This window comes from Cupriavidus sp. 291-E7, assembly GCF_057798835.1.
Genome location: NZ_JBYOJV010000001.1, coordinates 396,377 through 414,264 on the forward strand (window position 1 = coordinate 396,377; position 17,888 = coordinate 414,264).

Genomic DNA, 17,888 nt, shown 5'->3' on the forward strand with positions numbered 1-17,888 from the left:
CGTCAGACGCCGGTTTGTTCGGCGGCGCCAAGTACGGCGTCGTCGTTATTGCCAGTGCGGCTCAGGAAGCCGAAGACGGCGCCGGCCGACAGCACGGTAATCACCGTCATGATGTGCAGCAGGCTCCCGAAGGCATCGCCGTAGCCCGCGAGCAGGCGGTCGGCAGCGATTTCCGGCAGCGTGGACATCGCGTGAGCCAGGTCGCCCGTTGCCAGGCGCTGGGCACCTTCGGCCAGGCGCGCCGCGCTGATGCCGGTGGCGTCACCGGTCACATCCGTCAGGCTCGTGCAGGTGAGCGCGGCCAGGATGGCGCTGACGATGGCAAGCGCGATACCTTCCCCGGCAACGCGGGTCGTATTGAAGATCCCGGCGGCCATGCCGGCACGTTCCTTTGGCACGACGCTGACGGAAAGGCCATCCATCAGGCCCCACGGCATGCCCGCGCCCACGCCGATCAGCAGCATCGGCAGCGCCACCGTCATGCCCGTGGCGCGGACATCGCTCATGCTGAGCCAGTGCAGGCCGGCTGCCGCAATCAGGAAGCCGATGCCGGACAGCACACCCGGCGAGATCCAGCGCGTCAGCGTGGCCACGACGGCCGGCACCACCAGCATCGGCAGTGACAGCGCGATCATCAGGATGCCCGCATCGACTTCGCTCAGCCCGACCACGCCGATAAAGCGCAGCGGCAGCATGATGATGAGCACGATGTAGCAGTAGCAGGTGCCCACCGGCAGGATCTGCACGCCGATGAATCGCGCGTACTTGAACAGCGACAGGTCAAGCATCGGGCGTTTGACGCGCGTCTCCACTACTACGAAGACCAGCAGCATCAACACCGAAGCAGCCAGCAGCGTGATGACCAGTGGGTCACCCCAGCCGAGTTCCGGTGCCTCGATGACGCCGGATGTGAAGAGCACCAGCGTAGCCGTGAAGGTAATCGTGCCGGGCCAGTCGACGCCCTGGGCGTTCGGGTCCTTCGTCTCGCGCATGCGCGGCGCGCCAAAGATCAGCGCGATCAGGCCGATGATCGCTGTCGAAAGGAATACGGCACGCCAGCCGAACGTGCTGATGAGCGTGCCTGCCAGCAACGGGCCGAATGCCAGGCCGATGCCGAAGCTCGTGCCCAGCATGCTGAATGCGCGGGTGCGCGCATGGCCCTCGAATTCCTGCGCCAGCGCGGCGGAACCGCCCGAGAGCGCGGCGGCGGCGGCGATGCCTTGCAGCGCGCGCAATACGTCGATCCAGAAGACCGACGGCGCGGCGGCCAGTGCCAGCGAGAACAGTGCGAACAGGCCGATGCCGGTTGTGAACATGCGCTTGCGGCCGAAGACGTCGGCCAGTGCTCCGGCGGCCATCAGCAGGCTGCCGAAGCTCAGCATGAACGCGTTGGTGATCCAGGTCAGCGAGGTGGCGCCGCCGCCGAGTTCGCGGCCGATGGCGGGCGTGGAAACCGCGCCGCCCGAGAACGACAGCGGCAGGACAATGGCCGCCAGGCATACCGAGGCCAGAATGAGCGGCTTGCCATGCCCTTCGGCATGGCGATGTTGGGTGGTCATGGTTAGATCGGAATGACGTGGAAGAACAAGCGGCCCCCGCCTGCCGGTGCATCGGGTGGCACCGGCAGGGCTGGGACGGCTTTGTTTTTGGGTTGCCGGAAGGCTAGCGCTGGGCGACCGGCGCGTTGGTGGCGCTCTGGGCGGGCTTATCCCGTTCATCCCAGCCGCCGCCGAGCGCGCGGATCAGGTTGACGGCCGCGGCGGCCTGCACGCTTTGCAGTTGCACCGCACCTCGCCGCGTTTGCAGCGCGGTGCGCTCCGCATCGATGACGTCGAGGTAGTTCACGGCACCTTCGGTGTACTGCGTGCGCGAGATGTCGGCCGCGCGGGACGCCGCGGCTACCGCATCCGCCTGCGTGCGTGTCTGGCTCTCCAGGATGCGCAGATCGGACAAACTATCCTCGACCTCCCGGAACGCCGTTAGCACCTGCTGGCGGTACTTGGCGACTTCCTCTTCGTGGCGCGCCCGCGCATTCGCCAGGTTGGCCGTGCGCCGGCCGCCGTCGAAGATCGGAATGTTCAGTGCCGTGCCAGCCAGCGGCCCCAGCAGGAACGCGCGGCTGCTCCACTTGAACAGGTCGCCCAGCGTGGCCGATTCGAAGCCGCCCGTGCCGGTCAGCGTGAGCGACGGAAAGAACGCGGCCTTGGCGATCCCGATGCGGGCGTTGGCGGCCGCCATCGCCCGTTCCGCGGCGGCGACGTCGGGGCGCCGTTCCAGCAGCGAGGAGGGCAGGCCGGAGGGAATCCTCACGTTCACGGCCTGCAGCGGCATGGCTGGCATCGAGAACTCGGCAGGTGCCTTGCCGAGCAGCACCGCAAGGCTGTGTTCGGAAGCGGCGCGCAGGCGCTGCACCGTCATCGCATCGGACTTGGCCGTGGCCAGTTCGGCGCGTGCACGGGAGGCGTCCAGCTCACTGATGTCGCCTTCGGCGAAACGACGCTCGACGAGTTTCAGCGCTTCCTCGCGCAGCTTCACGGTGGTCGTAAAGACTTCGGCTTCAGCATCCAGCCCTCGCAACGCGAAGTAGTTCTGCGCGACGTCCGCCTGCAACGCGAGCTGGACCGAACGGAACAGGGCATCGCTTTGTTGCGCATCGGCCTTCGAGGCGTCCACGGTGGACGCGACGCGGCCGAACAGGTCCACTTCATACGAAGCACTGGCCTGTGCGCGCCACAGCGTCTGTTGGGGGATGTTGGTGCCATCCGGCTGGAACTGGGCGGCGGCCGACTGCTTTTGCCGAGTCGGGCCGAAGCCGGCGTCCAGCGTCGGGAACCACCCCGCCTTGGCGGCCTGCACCATTGCGCGGGCTTCCTTCAGGCGAGCGGCCGCGGCCTTGAGATTCTGGTTCGCTTCCAGTGCCTGCGCTTCAAGCGCGTTGAGCTTGTCGTCGCCGAAGATCGTCCACCATTCTCCACGGAACAACGCTTCCGACGGGCTCGCAACCTGCCATTCGCCCGCTTCCTCCTTCTTCAGTTCACCGCGCGTCCAGTCCTGCGAGGCTTCCTTGAAGGCCACCGACTGGCCCGTGGTCTCCGGCACCTCGTAGGTGGGCGCCAGCGAGCACCCGGCCAGGACGAGCAGGGACGCCAGCAGCATCGAACCCTTCGCCAGCCACCGATTACCGGTGTTGAAAGTGATCTTGTTCATCATGTTCTCCTTGCGCCCCGGCTTACTCGGCCGATGCGGCGGCGGGTGCCACGCCATGCAGTGGCTGCGTGTGCGAGTGATGCTTGTCGAGGATCGGCTTGCCGCCGGTCAGCTTGCGCAGCGCCACGTAGAACACCGGGGTCAGCAACAGGCCAAACAGCGTCACACCGAGCATTCCGAAGAACACCGCGATACCCATCGCACGTCGCATTTCGGCGCCGGCTCCGGTCGACATCACCAGGGGCACCACACCCATGATGAAAGCGATCGACGTCATCAGGATCGGGCGCAGACGCAGGCGGCTGGCCTCGATGGCGGCCTGCACGATGGTGCGGCCCTGCATTTCCAGTTCGCGTGCGAATTCCACGATCAGGATCGCGTTCTTTGCGGATAGCCCAACCAGCACCATCAGGCCGATCTGGGTGAAGATGTTGTTGTCGCCGCGCGTGACCCATACGCCAAGCAGCGCGGACAGGATCGACATCGGCACGATCAGCAGGATGGCCAGCGGCAGCGTCAGGCTTTCGTACTGCGCGGCCAGCACCAGGAACACCAGGAGCACGCTGATCGGGAACACCCAGAACGCGGCGTTGCCGGCCAGCACTTCCTGATAGGTCAGGTCCGTCCATTCCATCTTGATGCCGCGCGGCAGCGTTTCGGCCGCGATACGCTCGATGGCGGCCTTGGCCTGGCCAGAGGAGTAGCCCGGTGCCGGACCGCCGTTGATGTCGGCCGCGGTAAAGCCGTTGTAGCGGACCACCATCTCGGGGCCGTAGGTCGGCGAGACCGTGACCAGCGACGACAGCGGCACCATTTCGCCAGCGGCGTTGCGGGTTTTCAGTTGCAGGATGTCGGCGGCCGTCGCGCGGAACTGCGAATCCGCCTGGGCACGCACCTGATACACGCGGCCGAACTGGTTGAAGTCGTTCACGTACAGCGACCCCAGGTAGATCTGCATCGTGTCGAACACGTCGGTCACGTTCACACCAAGTTGCTTGGCCTTGGTGCGGTCGAGGTCCACGTCAAGCTGCGGCACGTTGATCTGGTAGCTCGTGAACATCGGGCCCAGTTCAGGTGCCTTGGCGGCGGCCTTCATGAACGCCTGCGTTGCATCGTTGAGCGCTTCGTAGCCCAGCGATCCACGATCCTCCAGTTGCAGCTTGAAGCCACCGAGCGTGCCCAGGCCTTGCACCGGCGGGGGCGGGAAGGTGCCGGTGACGGCGTCCTTGATGACCTCGGTGTACTTCGCGTTCAGCGCGGCGGCGATTTCCTCGGCGGATTCTCCCGGACCGCGTTCCTTCGACGGCTTGAGCACCGGAAAGACCAGGCCACTGCTCGACGAATTGCTGAAGCCGTTCACCGACAGACCCGGAAAGGCGGGAACACCGACCACGCCAGGCTGTTTCAGCGCGATCTCGGTCATCTTGCGCACCACTTCCTCGGTGCGTTCCAGCGACGAACCCGGCGGAAGCTGGGCGATGCTGACCAGGTAATCCTTGTCCTGCCCGGGAACGAAGCCGCCCGGCACGACCTTGCCCATCAGCACGGCGCCGGCCAGCAGAACGCCGTAGATGACGAACATCACGGCCCTGCGCTTGATGACACTGCCAACGCCCTTGCCGTACGAGTCCGAGCCGCGATTGAATACCTTGTTGAAGCGGACGAAGAACGGGCCGAGCACCTTGTCCATGACGCGCGTCAGCGCATCCTTCGGTGCGTGGTGATCCTTCAGCAGCAGCGCCGCCAGCGCAGGAGACAGCGTCAGCGAGTTGAAAGCCGAGATCACTGTCGAGATCGCAATGGTCATCGCGAACTGCTGGTAGAACTGGCCGGTCAGGCCCTTCATGAAGGCCAGCGGCACGAACACGGCAACCAGGGTAAGCGCGATGGCGACGATCGGGCCGCTTACTTCCTGCATGGCCTTGTACGTGGCCTCGCGTGGCGTCAGCCCTTCCGAGATATTGCGCTCGACGTTCTCCACCACCACGATCGCATCGTCCACCACGATCCCGATGGCCAGCACCAGCCCGAACAGGGACAACGCATTGATCGTGAAACCGAAGCCGAGCAGCAGCGCGAAGGTGCCGACAATCGACACCGGCACGGCCAGCAGCGGAATCAGCGACGCGCGCCAGGTCTGCAGGAACACGATCACGACGAGCACCACCAGCGCGATGGCTTCGAACAACGTATGCACGACGGCGTCGATGGACTCCTTCACGAAGCGCGTCGGGTCATACACGATCTCGGCGCGCACGTCTTCGGGCATTTCCTTCTGGAGTTCGGCCATGATGGCGCGCACGTCGTCGGAAATCTGCAGCGAGTTCGCGTTCGGCTGCTGGAAGATGATGATCTGGACTGCTTCCTTGTTGCTGAGCATCGCCCGCAGCGCGAATTCGGCCGAAGACAGTTCGACGCGCGCGACATCGGAGAGATGCACGACGCCGCCATCGGGATTCGTCTTGAGGATGATGTTGCGGAACTGGTCCTCGTTCTTCAGGCGGCCTTGCGCGTTGATTGAAAGCTGCATCGGCACATTGGTCGCCATCGGCGCACCGCCGACGATGCCGGCGGCCACCTGCACGTTCTGCTCGCGGATCGCCTTGACCACGTCGGTGGCCGTCATGTTCTGGCGCGCCACCTTCTGCGGATCGAGCCAGACGCGCATCGAGTAGTCGCCCGCGCCCCACAGCACTACCTCGCCAACGCCCGGCACGCGGGCCAGACGGTCCTTGACGTTGATGAGCGCGTAGTTGCGCAGGTAGGTCAGGTCGTACTTGCCATTCGGCGAGACCAGGTTGACACCCATTGTCAGCGTTGGCGACGATTTCACCGTGGTCACGCCCAGCCGCTGCACGTCCTCGGGCAGACGCGGCAGCGCCTGGTTGACGCGGTTCTGCACGAGCTGCGCCGCCTTGTCCGGGTCGGTGCCGAGCTTGAAGGTTACCGTCGTGGTCATGTTGCCGTCGCTGTTGGCCTGCGACTGCATGTACAGCATGTCTTCGACGCCGTTGATCTTTTCTTCCAGCGGCGACGCCACCGTTTCGGCGATGACTTTCGGATTGGCGCCAGGGTACTGGGCGCGGACCATCACGGAAGGCGGAACCACTTCCGGATACTCGGCGGTGGGCAACTGCACCAGCGCGATCAGGCCGGCCAGCAACACCACCACCGACAGCACGCCCGCGAAGATCGGGCGATCGATGAAGAACTTGGAGATGTTCATGATGAACTCCGTTGGCGGACCTGATCAGGCCGCCGGCTTCGTGACGCGCGCAACATCCACCATGTTCACTGCGCGGGGCTTCACGACATCATTGGGGCGCACGCGCTGCAGGCCGCCGACCACGATCTGGTCGCCCGCCTGCAGTCCCTTCTCGACGATGCGCAGACCGTCGTGGAGGTTGCCGATCCTGATTTCGCGGTACTGGACGCGGTTGTCCTTGCCCACCACCAGCACGTACTTCTTGGCCTGGTCGGTGCCGACAGCGGCGTCGTAGATCATCACGGCGTCGCGCGGCTGGCCGCCGCCAACCTTCACGCGCGCGTAGAGGCCCGGCACGAGCGCGCCATCGGCGTTGTCGAAGCGCGCGCGCACGCGGATCGTTCCGGACGTGACATCGAGACGGTTGTCGACCGAGACGATGGCACCCGTGCGCGAGTAGCCGCTCTCGTCGGCCAGGCCCAGTTCCACCGGGACCTCTTTCCTGCCGGCGCCGCGCAGGTAGCGCAGGTAGGTCTGCTCGTCGACCTCGAACGAGGCGTACATCGGCGACACGGACACCAGCGTGGTCAGCAGCGGGGCGCTGGCGCCAGTCGACACGATGTTCCCGACCGTGAGTTCGGCGCGCGACACGCGGCCCGAGACCGGCGCGACGACGTCGGTGTAGGAAAGGTTCACGCGGGCGGCGTCCAGGGCCGCGCGGGCAGCCTTGACGCTGGCCGATGCTTCGCGGGATGCGTTCTGCTTTTCGTCGTAGTCGCGCTTGGCGATGGCGTTGCTACCGATCAGGCGGTCCGCGCGCGCGGCATCGCTCGATGCATAGGCGGCGCGTGCGTCGGCGGCGGCCAGTTGCGCGGCGGCGCGATCGACTTCCGCCTGATAGGGACGCGGGTCGATCGTAAAGAGCGATTCGCCCTTCTTCACGAGCTGGCCGTCCTTGAAGTGCACGGCGACGATCTTGCCCGGCACCAGCGGACGGATGTCGACCTTGTCGATGGCCTCCAGCCGGCCCGAATAGCTCTGCCATTCGGTGATCTGGCGGGCCACGACGGCGGCGATGTCGACGTCGGCTGCCGGTGGGGTGCTGGCGTCGGCCTGCGCCGCGGCAACGGGGCTGGCGTCGATGCCGAAATGATGGGTGGCGGCACCGATGGCGCCCAGGACGAACAGCGTGCCCAGTGCGACGGAAAGCCGTTTGCGGTTGGTGTCCATGTCAAAAGCTCCAATCAATTTTTCACAGAGTCGAGGGCGAAGATGCGGTGTGGCTCGCCTTTGAAATCAGTATGGTTGTCATTGTTTTGCGGATAAAGAATCGAGATGTGGATTAACTGTCTCCGCAATGGAGACAATTGGCGACGCAATGTGCCCGGTAACCGATGGCCCCCAATGGCCAGGGATCAGGACGGACTAGAGGAGTCGTCGGAAAAAGTCGGCTACTTCGTCGATGGCCCGCGGATGGCGGACAAGGGCGCGATGGCACATGCCGTGGTGGCGGATGGCTTCAGTGCGGTGGTGCCTTGCCCCTGCATCAAGGCAGATGGGGTGAGAACCTGGACGCCTGCAATGTACGGCTTGCGGCGCTCAAGATCTGCTGCTTTGGGCGGGGAAGAGAATTCATGTAAATGGAAAAATCGGCGACGTGGCGCGCCTTTCATTTATGCGGCAATTGGCGCAAGCGCTTGCGCGGCCGCCTTCTTGCCGTGCTGGATGCCGCTGACGTTCGGTTGAACGGCGGGGCAGCGCGCGAACAGTTCGGCGGTCCAGTCGACGAACGCCCGCACCTGCGGCGACAGATGCTTGTTCTGTGGGTAGACGGCGGAGATTGGCAGCGGCGCGGGACGGAACGCTGGCAGGACCTCGACGAGCGAACCGCTATCGAGAAATGACTGGGCGATGACGCGGGGCACCTGGATGAGGCCCAGGCCCATGACGCCGCACTGGAGATGCGCGTCGCCATCGTTGGCGGACAACCGCGAGCGCGTCCTGACATTGACGGCTTTGCCCTCGACGTTGAAATTGAGGTTGACCATGCGGCCCGTGCGCGTGGAGAAGTAGTTGACGGCCAGATGGTCCGGAAGCGCGTCAAGGTCGGCCGGCACGCCGTAACGCTCCAGATACACGGGACTCGCCGCGGTCACGAGCTGGAACACGCCAAGGCGCCGGGCAACCATCGTCGAGTCGTTCAACTCGCCGATCCGGATGACGCAGTCGATGCCTTCCTGAACCAGGTCGACCAGCCGATCGCCAAAGCCAAGCGTGAGATCGATGTCGGGGTAGCGCGTATGGAATTCATTGAGCGCCGGGAGGACGATCAGCTTGCCCAGCGTGCCGGACATGTCCACGCGCAGCTTGCCGCGTGGTGCGCGGGTAATGGCGGCGAATTCCGCCTCCGCGGCATCCACCTCACCAAGAATGCGCACGCATCGCTCGTAGTAGGCGGCGCCCTCGGATGTCACGCTCAGTCGTCGGGTGGTGCGGTTCAGCAGCCTGACGCGCAGGAAGGCTTCCAGTTCCTGGATGACCCGCGTGACCGATCCGCGTGGCACGCCAAGCGTATCGGCGGCGCGCGAGAAGCTATTCGTATCGACGACACGTGTGAACACGTGCATTGCATGAAGCTTGTCCATGTCACGCCTCAGGCAACAGGCGCCGCAGTTCGGCGGCAAGGGATTCGATATAGATGTCGCGCAGCCCGCAGTCGCGCAGGGCGCCTTCGAGCTTGAAGACATAGTCGGCATTGCTGCCGAAGGAGCCCGCCGCGCGCGCGATGACGGGGGCCACGCTGGCGATCGAGGCGTCGCGCTCGAAGAGTGGGCGGTCGGGGTCGACGACGAAGGCGATAGCGTGTGTTTGCGTGCCGTCGTCGAGCGTGACCGTTGCCCATGTCGGGCGGTATGAGCCGCCGACCATCTCGCGCCGCCACACCACGCGAAGTTCCTCGTCGCGCCGCGCAGCCGGCAGTCGCAGTGCAACGCCTTGCGTCGAGCCGCCGGACTCCAGGCCGAGCATGCGGCCCGGACGTTCCGGGCTGCCCCGGCCCTCGATGCTCCGCATGCAGAAGCTGCGATGCCATCCGTGCAAGGCGGCAACCGAACGCCGGTCGAAATGGAGCAGCGGGTTCCACATCAGCGAGCCGTACGCAAAGATCCAGACGTCCTCTGCGTCGTCCAGCCGGGCCGCGAGCGTGCTGGCCAGCGAGGCGTCGATGCGGTTCTGGGTCCAGCGAAACTCGGCGGGCAGCTCAATGTTGTCGAGGTAATACCCGGACTGGAGCGATTCTCTTGTCAGCATGCGAGTGGGAAGAAAGAGGGTGCTTGCTGGCATTGTGGTTGCTGCAACGTGGCTGATAAACTGCGCAAATTGATTTTCTTTGTCGCCGAGAGGGAAACAATGGTGGATCGGGTGGAAGCGCAGGTTCAGGACATCGAATCGTTCCTGGCGGTGGCCAAGACAGGCAGCTTCACGCGAGCGGCGGAGGATCTCGGCACCAGCAAATCGAACGTCGGCAAGGCTGTTCAGCGTCTGGAGATACGGCTCGGCACGCGCCTGTTCCAGCGCACCACGCGCGCGGTGCGGCTGACCGAGGATGGTGAGACCTACATGCTCGCCGCACAGGCCGCGCTTGAGGGGCTTCGTGAGGCTGAGCAGGCACTGGCCGCCCGGCGTGCCGAGCCGATCGGGCGTGTCCGGCTCGACGTACCGGCGGGCTTCGGCCGGTTGCTGCTGCCGTTTCTCGCGGCGCTTCGGCGCCGCCATCCGAAAGTCACTCTCGACATGGCGTTGACGGATCGCATGTCGGACCCGGTGGCCGAAGGCTGGGACATCGTCGTGCGCATTGGCGAGCTGCCCGCCGACGGCGACATGACGGTGCGCAAGCTGTGCGATCTCCGCCTTGGCCTGTACGCGTCGCCCGAGTACATCCAACGCAAGGGCGCCATCCATACCGTGGCGGATCTCAGTCACCACGACGCGGTGATCTTTCGCGGACCGACCGGACGGCATCGCCCCTGGACCGTTTCCGACAACGGGCATGTGCGCGATATCGTCATGGAGCCCGTGCTGGTGCTCGCGGACGGCCAGGCGCTCGTCGACGCGGCGATCAGCGGATTCGGCATCGCGCAGATCTTCGATCGCGTCGCGAAGCCACACGTACTGGCTGGAAGACTGATCCATATCCTGCCCGCATCCGACGTCGATGGCCCGCCCGTGCACGCGATCATTCCGGTCGGGCGACGGATGCCGGCGAAGACGCGGGCCGTTCTCAATCACCTGGCAGACAGTTTGCGCGACGAAGCCGCGCAGGGCTGAGCGGCCCAGGCAACTACGGCAGTGCTTTGCCTTGGTCGGCAGGGCGGGCGTGTGGACACGAGGCTCGATGGCATGGTGCCGGCGCGCGCTTACCCGAAGCCGCGAAGGCTTCGGGCGTTACGTGCGTGGGGAGGGTCAGGCGGCCTTCAGCGCATCGTGCTTCGCGACCATTTCGGCTTCATCCTTGAGCGCCTTCTTCACGGACGCGCGCGCTTCGATCCGCTCGATGTAGTTGAAGAGGTTCTTCAGGTGCGTGATCGGTGCACCCGAGCGCTCGTGCCACAGCGTTGCCCAGACATAGGCGTCGGCCACCGTGAATTTATCGCCGGTCAGGTAGGCGCGGCCATCGGCCAGTTGGGCGTCCAGCTTCGAGTAGGCGGCTACGAGCTTGTCGCGGGTCCACTGGGCGCCGAATTCCGTTTGCAGCTTGCGCATCAGCGGGATGTGCTTCTGCGCGATTTCGGTAGCGATGAACGTCAGCAACTGGTCGAGCTTGACGCGCTCCAGCGTTCCATGCGGCGGGATCAGGCCGGCGTCCAGATTCTGGTCGGCCAGGTACGACGTAATGATGGTCGTTTCGGTCAGATGCGTCCTGGCTTCATCATCGAGCACAAGCACGGGAACGTAGCCGAGCGGGTTGGTCTTGCTGAAGTCGTCGTTGGCGGAAGTGCTCTTGCCGAACACATCGTAGTGCACCAGTTCGGGCTCCAGGCCCAGTTCATTGGCGATGACCTGAACGGCAAGCGAGCAAGTGGCGTGAGCGATATAGAGTTTCATGGCGAGGTGTCCTTCCGGATTGAGTAACTGGTTGCGTCCCGCCTGTCTGAGAGTTCGACGTCGGCGTCACGGATGTCACTCTACTAACCACGGCTCGAGCGATAAAGGCGAGATCTGGAGCCAGACCGTATCCGGATTGGAGACAAAGGCGCGACGCTGCCCGCCTTTGGCATGAAAGCGGTCCTTTCAACGCTCGCCACTCGCCACTCGCCACTCAATCCACCCCTCACGCGACTCGTTCGATTGCGGGCGACGCAACCGATGGCGCGGATCTTCCGCAGCCCCGCCATACCCGCCACGCTATCGCAGGGCTGAGCAGTGCCGTCGGCGGAGTCATCAGGTTGATGACGTTCAGAAACGCCATCGCCAGTGTGGTGTCGTGCACTGCGGCAAGATGAAGCTTGCCGATGTACCAGTTGATGAAGCGCAGCATCGGCGGCCGTGCGCCTTTGACGCGCGGATTGCGGAGATCGTTGCCAACCGCGATGTGCCACGGGATGTCCACGATTTCCGCGGCCCCTTTGAAGAACCGCTGCGCAAGATCGTTCAGGCCCGTGCGCAGGAGGCACTGTTTCAGCATCGCCGCCTCCTGGGCCGCGACCGTCATGCCCTGTCCGTAGACCGGATTGAAGCTGCAGATAGCGTCGCCGAATACCAGGTAGTTGCCGGGGAAGCATGCAAGGTTCTCGTACCGTCGGCGCAGGTTGCAGGCGTAGTGGTAGCGTCTGTAGTCGCTCAGCGGCTCGGCTCTGGCGACGATGTCGTGAATCTCCATAGTCGGCAGCGTCGCCAGATACGCGAGAAAATCCTGATCGTTGTCGGGTGCCTCGTCGCCGAGGTAGCCGCCGGTGCTGACGATCCAACTATCGCTCTCCTGCGCGAGCATGACACCGTTACGCCAGTTTGGCGCACTGGCGGCGACAACGATGCCGCGCTTGCCGTCCAGATCCGTCGGCCGGCGTCGATAGGTGCGCGTCATGTAACCGATGCCGACCTCGACCTTCTCGCTGATGGGCGGGAGGTAGCCCAGTTCCTGGAGCCACATCGCACTGGACGACCCGCGACCCGTCGCATCGACGACAAGGTCCGCGCTGAGCGTTTCTTCCGGCCCGCCTTCGATGCATACGCGCACACCGGTCACCCGTTTTCGAGCGGCGTCGCTGGCGAGCCCCCGCACAGCGCAATTCTCGACGGCGCACACGTTTGGCAGTTTCAGGAGCCGCCGCCGCAGATGGCCTTCGAGCACGGGACGGCTTGCAAGCAGACCGATCAGGTCGCTCCTGCCATTGGCAAGCGCGAGGTTGCGGCTTATCCAGGTCACGTCGCTGCCGACATCGCCGAGCAACCCGCCGCTTTGCGCGACGACCTCGTTGTTGTATCCGGGAAAGAAATCCTCGATTACCCGGCTGCCGCGCGCAAGAAGCCCGTGGGTGTGGCGGCTCTGGGGGACCCCTTTGCGCGGTGTGTCCGTTATCGGAAACGCATCGCGTTCGAGCACAGTGACAGTGGTAAAGAAATCCGACAGTGCGCGTGCGGCCAACAATCCACCCATGCTGGCGCCCATCACGATCGCATGTTTGCCGAGGTTTTTCATGACAATCCTCCAGTTCGATCCGCTGCATTGAGCCCAGCGACCATCGTCTGCGGTGCATGGTAGGATCGGCGCGTCCCCTGATCGTCCCCTGGGCGCCGTCATTGAGGGTTGCACTGCTATGGCTCAGTTCAGCGTGCAGACGCTTGGATTTCCGCAGATCCGCCGGGACGGCAGGCCGTGCCCGCTGGCCTTGCGCAAAGGCCTGGCCCTGCTGGTCTATCTGGCGGAAGCGAAGGGCCCGGTCGGGCGCGATGTCGTCGCAACCATGTTATGGCCCGATGGCGGCGAAGATGTCGTGCGAGCGCGCCTGCGGCGCCTCATGTGCCGCCTCCGGCTCACGCTCGGTGAGGACGTTCTCACGGCGGACCGATCGACGGTTCGATGGTCATCGGCGATTGACCTGCAACTGGATTCCCAACGGTTCGAGCAAGCCTGCGATCGCGGCGACTTCGAGTGGGCGTGCCGCAATTATCCGGGCGACTTTCTCGAGGGATTTTCGCCGGGTGATTGCCCGCAGTTCGATGAGTGGGCTTTCTTTCGCCGTGAGGCTTTGCGGGGCCGGGCGATTCAGGCGCTGGAACGGGTGGTGCACGACAGCCATGCGGCCGGGGACTACGTGGCCGCGGCGGCGCACGCCGGCCGGCTCGTTCAGCTGGATCCTCTTAGCGAAGTGTATGGCCGGCACCTCATCCGCAATCTCCTGCTTGCTGGAGACCGCGCCGCGGCCGAGCGCCATTTCGACGCGCTCTCCCAACGCCTTCACGACGCGCTCGATGTGGTACCAGAAGCCGAAACCCGCGCGCTGCTGAACACCGCCACCTCGCTGCCGATCGAGGAGCCGCCACCGACGCGCTATGTCTGCGACGACGGCGTCCATCTCGCGTTCCAGACCTATGGCGCCGGTCGCATCGACATACTCGTACTGCCCGGTTTCGTATCCCACGTCGAACGGATTTGGGAAGAACCCCGGTGCAGGGAGTTCCTGTCCTCTCTAGCAAAGATGGGCCGGCTCATCCTGCTCGATCGTCGCGGCATTGGACTTTCCGACCGGGTCGGATTCAATCCCAGCGTTGATGCCACCGCGCAGGACATCGGCACCGTGCTCGACGCTGCCGGGACCCGTCGGGTAGTGTTGTTCGGTGCATCGGAGAGCGGGCCGGCATGCATCAAATTCGCCGCCGATCACCCCGACAGAGTCGCCGCGCTCATACTGTTTGGCTCATTGGCCAAGGGGAGCGCCACGGCCGACTATCCGCACGCGCTGCAAGCCAGCCAGTATGAAGACTGGCTTCAGCGCCTTGTCGCGGCCTGGGGCGGGCCAGCCGGCATCGAAACGTTCGCGCCGAGCCTGTCAGGCGATCCGCTGGCGAGAGCGTGGTGGGCGGGCTTGCTCCGGGCCGCGTCGAGCCCGGGAGCGATCAAGGGCGTGCTGGAAACGCTGCGCGATATGGATGTGCGCGATCTGTTGGGTCGAATTTCCTCGCCGACTCTGGTGCTCCACAGACACGATGACCGCGCTGTTCGCATCGGCGCCGGCCGGCATCTCGCCAGCCATATCGCGCATGCGCGATATGTCGAGCTGGAGGGTGCCGATCACTGGGCTTTCGCGGGCGACCAGCGGGCCGTACTGGTCAGCATCAAGCAGTTCGTCAGCAGTCTCGCCGTATGACGGCAGGTAATCGACGGACTATGCTGTTGTAACGGTGATGGCCGGGATGGCTGCGCGAACGGCACCGATGGGCGCTTGTGGCCAGCCCCCGCCAAACGCACTTTCGATGTGTGACCTAGGTAACAGTGATGTCGCTTGCAAGGGGTGTACTCTAATTTAAGAACTGCTTCCCGACATCTTTTGCCCGTGCGATCCACCAGGCTTGGCCTTATCTCTCTTGTCTTTGCTCTGCTCGGAATACTGGGCTGGGCACATGCAACGCTGTCGCCGTTATCGGTCAACAGCGAAGAGATGATCGTCGATGTCCAAAGCAGTGACAGCGTGGCCCATTTGGCTGTTTGCTGCGCCGACCGTATGGCGCACGCTTCCTTCGTGCCTGACGACGCCGCGGAAACACAACCCACGCCTGCTCTGGACCCTGCCGAGCAGGTGTTCCTCCTGCAGTTCCGCACGTTGCCTGCCGCCGGTATCCGGAACGCGCAGGCACCTCAAGAGGCCAGTACCTGGCTACCCGGGCCCGATCTGCCCACACCGCATCGCCCACCCCGCGCCTGACGATCCCTTCCGCTAGCAGTGTCGGTAATTTACGGCGCGGTTCCGGCGTAGGTACGTCGTCCACAGTCTCCCGGAGCACCGGCAGATCTCGCGCCTATTTGCAACTGACACTGTCCGACCAATGACGCCTGCATCAACAGAAATAGCAGCGCGTCCAGGGATACGGAGGTATCTATGCAAACGAGCTTGCTGGAACCGGCATGCCCGGAGTGGCGCGAGACACTCACACGCTGTCTCCATGATTGCCACCACACGCCAGGCTGGTACATCGCCGCGGAACGCAGCGATCACGGTAGCGCCGCGGCGGTACGGGTGACCGACGGCGCCCACGAGTTGCTGGTGCCAATGCTGCGCCGCCCCATCGGATGGGATAGCTGGGATGCCACTTCGGCCTATGGCTACGGTGGCCCGGTGTTGAGCCACGACGCGCCCGCCGGCTTTGCCGACGAAGCGCTGGGCGCGGCGATCGCGCTGTTGCGCGAGCGGGGGTGCGTGTCATGGTTTATCCGTATGCACCCGCTGCTCAATGCCGGCTGGAACAGCGGCTTGGGGCTGGTGGTCGAGCAGGGCGAGACGGTGTGGGTGGACCTGACCAAGAGCGCCGAGCGGCAGTGGCAGGAGACACAGGCACGCCACAAGCAGGGCATCAATCGCGCACGGCGCGCGGGCGTGACCGTTCGGCTGGACCGGGAGTTTGCCGGGCTGCCGCGTTTTGTCGAGCTGTACAACGCGACGATGACGCGCCTGCAGGCGTCGCCCTATTACTTCTTTGACGCGCTGTACTACCGCGCGCTGGCACGCGGGCTGGGAGACGACCTGCTGTTGTTCGTGGCCGAAGAAGGGGGCTGCACGATCGGCGCGGCACTGTTCACCGTGGCGCGCGACAGCGGAATCATGCAGTACCACCTGTCGGCCTGGGACTGGGAATATCGCCGCCATCAACCGACCAAGACCGTGATCCACGCGGCGCGCGAATGGGGACAAGCCAATGGCATGCACTATCTGCACCTCGGCGGCGGGCTGGGGTCGGCCAACGATTCGCTGTTCGAGTTCAAGCGCGGGTTTTCGCCGGACACGCATGTTTACCGGACCCAGCGCCTGGTGCTTGACCCCAACCGCTATGTGGCGCTGTCCGGCGGCGACGATGCCACGCTAAAAAATCTGGACGGCTTCTTTCCCGCCTACCGACGCCCTGGCGCCAACATGGGGAAGTACTTCTCGAGTTCAGAAAAGGTGGTCAGCGCGTCAGACGGCTCGGCTCGTCGTGCCCCAATGTCACTTTCCGGTCCGTAGCGGTCCTTGCGGCGAGCGGCGAGCGGCAGCGCGCTCCGTCGCGGAACAACCGGGAGAGCAGCGGGAATCGCCGCTCTCCCGTTCCGGCATCGTCAGGCTAGAAGATGTGTTTTATGCCGATCATCATCCCCAACTGATTTCCGCCCGGCCTCGGGTTCGCGCCCGTTGCCCCTGCGCTCACAGAGTTTGTGAGTTGGCCGCCGTTGTTGATGAATCCAGCCGTGGCATAGACGGAGCTACGCTTCGAGAAGGCGTAAGTGCCGCGCATCGCCCATAGCAGCGCCTTGTTGTCACTGTTGTGATAGCGAAGGTAGTACATCTGGCCGGCGAGCGTAAATGCGGGGGTGATGTCGTACGCAGCGCCGGCATACCAAAGGTCGCTACGCGGCGTCGGACTACCATCGTTGTTGCGCCGGATGACGCCGGCACCCAGCTTGGTGCGCTCGAAAAGCATGTATCCGCTAAGTGATAGCCGGTAGTCTTTGCGGCCGCTATCGGTCAGTCCTCCGAAAGCCCCAGTGCCGCCACGCAGCGAGTCATAGACAGCCGATACGCCCCACTGCTTGTTTTCGTACTGGAGCAGCGCCGACCATTCCCGGCAGGCGCGCTTGTCCGCCGGGTTTTCTCCAGCGCAGTTCGTGCCGGCCGGGCTGGGCCCCGCATTGACCGCGTCACGACCAAAGCTGTAGGTACCGCCAATCGTGAAGTTTCCAAACGTGCCCTTGTATGAGATGGCATTGTCCGCGCGAGCGTTTGGCAAATAGACGTCAAGCGAACTGGAGCCATAGATATTGGGGCCGAGGATGTCGGAGTCGAGGCCAGCCCAGAACATCATGGTGTACTGGCGGCCGAATGCCACTTGTCCCCAATTGCCTGACAAGCCAACAAAGGCCTGGCGGCCGAATAATCGCCCTCCTTGATTGGAAGTGGCCGAGTCGCTGGCAAAGCCCGATTCGAGTACAAAGACACTTTTCAATCCGCCGCCCAGGTCTTCAGTCCCACGCAGGCCCCAGCGAGACGGCACCGTAGCCGTGAGATTCGGCATGCGCACGACACTGTTCTTTGCTTCGCCGATGTTGTTCACGTACTCAATGCCGGTGTCGATGACGCCATACAGCGTCACGGATTGGGCCGCGGCGCATAGCGGGGCGGATGCCAGGATGGCAACTGCAAGGCTTCGTGACTTCATTTCTGTCTCCTCCATCTTTCTTTTGGTGTTTTTCATTGCGGTGCGTATCCAGGACGTACGCACGTGACTAGCC

13 protein-coding genes are annotated in these 17,888 nt (G+C 64.3%); 4 read left to right on the plus strand and 9 right to left on the minus strand.

The features are described 5' to 3' along the window. Window positions 1–2: 2 nt before the first annotated feature. The 6 genes from AC3FLX_RS01845 to AC3FLX_RS01870 form a co-directional block, all read right to left on the minus strand. A complete protein-coding gene (locus AC3FLX_RS01845; RefSeq protein ID WP_488693316.1) occupies window positions 3–1,559 on the minus strand; it encodes an MFS transporter in 1,557 nt (518 codons plus the stop codon). Between the two features lie 103 nt (window positions 1,560–1,662). Continuing rightward, window positions 1,663–3,207, minus strand: coding sequence for an efflux transporter outer membrane subunit (locus AC3FLX_RS01850; protein WP_488693318.1), 1,545 nt, complete (start codon window positions 3,205–3,207; stop codon window positions 1,663–1,665). Window positions 3,208–3,229: 22 nt separating this feature from the next. Then, complete coding sequence (locus AC3FLX_RS01855) at window positions 3,230–6,433, minus strand: efflux RND transporter permease subunit (RefSeq protein ID WP_488693320.1); 3,204 nt, start codon at window positions 6,431–6,433, stop codon at window positions 3,230–3,232. A 24-nt stretch (window positions 6,434–6,457) separates the two neighbouring features. After that, window positions 6,458–7,642, minus strand: a complete 1,185-nt coding sequence (locus tag AC3FLX_RS01860; RefSeq protein WP_488693322.1) for an efflux RND transporter periplasmic adaptor subunit — start codon at window positions 7,640–7,642, stop codon at window positions 6,458–6,460. A 443-nt stretch (window positions 7,643–8,085) separates the two neighbouring features. Beyond that, the gene (locus AC3FLX_RS01865; RefSeq protein WP_488693324.1) at window positions 8,086–9,057 is read right to left on the minus strand and encodes a LysR family transcriptional regulator; all 972 of its coding nucleotides are present in this window, start codon (window positions 9,055–9,057) and stop codon (window positions 8,086–8,088) included. Window position 9,058: 1 nt separating this feature from the next. Continuing rightward, complete coding sequence (locus AC3FLX_RS01870) at window positions 9,059–9,754, minus strand: gamma-glutamylcyclotransferase (protein WP_488693326.1); 696 nt, start codon at window positions 9,752–9,754, stop codon at window positions 9,059–9,061. Between the two features lie 66 nt (window positions 9,755–9,820). Here AC3FLX_RS01870 and AC3FLX_RS01875 point away from each other — a divergent pair, with 66 nt between their 5' ends. Next, window positions 9,821–10,738 (plus strand): LysR family transcriptional regulator, encoded by a 918-nt coding sequence (locus AC3FLX_RS01875; RefSeq protein ID WP_488693694.1) that lies wholly within the window; start codon window positions 9,821–9,823, stop codon window positions 10,736–10,738. Window positions 10,739–10,873: 135 nt separating this feature from the next. Here AC3FLX_RS01875 and AC3FLX_RS01880 read toward each other — a convergent pair whose 3' ends face one another. Both AC3FLX_RS01880 and AC3FLX_RS01885 read right to left on the minus strand, forming a co-directional pair. Further along, window positions 10,874–11,515: a glutathione S-transferase family protein gene (locus AC3FLX_RS01880; RefSeq protein ID WP_488693327.1), complete on the minus strand. Its 642-nt coding sequence runs from the start codon at window positions 11,513–11,515 to the stop codon at window positions 10,874–10,876. Window positions 11,516–11,741: 226 nt separating this feature from the next. Next, window positions 11,742–13,109, minus strand: a complete 1,368-nt coding sequence (locus AC3FLX_RS01885; protein WP_488693329.1) for an NAD(P)/FAD-dependent oxidoreductase — start codon at window positions 13,107–13,109, stop codon at window positions 11,742–11,744. Window positions 13,110–13,227: 118 nt separating this feature from the next. Between AC3FLX_RS01885 and AC3FLX_RS01890 the strand changes: the two genes are divergently transcribed. The 3 genes from AC3FLX_RS01890 to AC3FLX_RS01900 all read left to right on the plus strand — a co-directional run bounded on the left by AC3FLX_RS01890 (window position 13,228) and on the right by AC3FLX_RS01900 (window position 16,626). Further along, entirely contained in the window at window positions 13,228–14,778 is a 1,551-nt protein-coding gene (locus tag AC3FLX_RS01890) for a bifunctional AfsR/SARP family transcriptional regulator/alpha/beta hydrolase (RefSeq protein ID WP_488693330.1), read from the plus strand. 291 nt (window positions 14,779–15,069) lie between these two features. Then, complete coding sequence (locus AC3FLX_RS01895; RefSeq protein ID WP_488693332.1) at window positions 15,070–15,333, plus strand: hypothetical protein; 264 nt, start codon at window positions 15,070–15,072, stop codon at window positions 15,331–15,333. Between the two features lie 174 nt (window positions 15,334–15,507). Continuing rightward, the gene (locus tag AC3FLX_RS01900) at window positions 15,508–16,626 is read left to right on the plus strand and encodes a GNAT family N-acetyltransferase (protein WP_488693334.1); all 1,119 of its coding nucleotides are present in this window, start codon (window positions 15,508–15,510) and stop codon (window positions 16,624–16,626) included. Window positions 16,627–16,723: 97 nt separating this feature from the next. Here the strand turns inward: AC3FLX_RS01900 and AC3FLX_RS01905 are convergent, their stop codons facing one another. Then, window positions 16,724–17,815 carry a porin gene (locus tag AC3FLX_RS01905; protein ID WP_488693696.1) on the minus strand — a complete coding sequence of 364 codons (1,092 nt, stop codon included), beginning with the start codon at window positions 17,813–17,815 and terminating at the stop codon, window positions 16,724–16,726. Between the last annotated feature and the right edge of the window lie 73 nt (window positions 17,816–17,888).